Origin of the sequence: Sphingobium sp. ZW T5_29 (assembly GCF_044987515.1) — a bacterium.
Lineage (GTDB): Bacteria > Pseudomonadota > Alphaproteobacteria > Sphingomonadales > Sphingomonadaceae > Sphingobium.
Genome location: NZ_JBJDRM010000044.1, coordinates 1 through 511, shown reverse-complemented (window position 1 = coordinate 511; position 511 = coordinate 1). Strand labels below are relative to the sequence as shown.

The window sequence follows — 511 nt, the reverse complement described above, 5'->3', positions numbered from 1 at the left end:
AAGGCCGGTAAGCGCGTGCAGGCCCTGGGCGGCGCAAAGAACCACATGGTCATTTTGCCCGATGCCGATCTCGACCAGGTGGCCGACGCCCTGATGGGCGCTGGTTATGGTTCGGCCGGCGAGCGCTGCATGGCCATTTCGGTGGCCGTGCCCGTCGGCAAGGAAACCGCCGATGCGCTGGTCGCCAAGCTCAAGCCGCGCGTCGAATCGCTCAAGATCGGCCCGGCGACCGACAAGGACGCCGAAATGGGTCCGGTCGTCACCAAGATGCATCGCGACAAGATTCTTGGATACATCGATTCAGGGGTCGAGCAGGGCGCAGAGCTGGTTGTGGATGGCCGCGGCTTCACCTTACAGGGCTATGAAGGCGGCTATTATGTCGGCGGCACGCTGTTCGACAATGTCACCCCCGATATGACCATCTACAAGGAAGAGATCTTTGGCCCCGTCCTGTCGGTCGTTCGCGCCAATGACTACGCCTCGGCGGTCAAGCTGATCAACGACCACGAAT

At 61.6% G+C, this 511-nt stretch carries 1 protein-coding gene; it reads left to right on the top strand.

Annotated features, from left to right (window positions below):
* On the top strand, positions 1-511 hold a 511-nt coding region (locus tag ACI3KQ_RS15980), incomplete at both ends, for an aldehyde dehydrogenase family protein (RefSeq protein ID WP_404959340.1).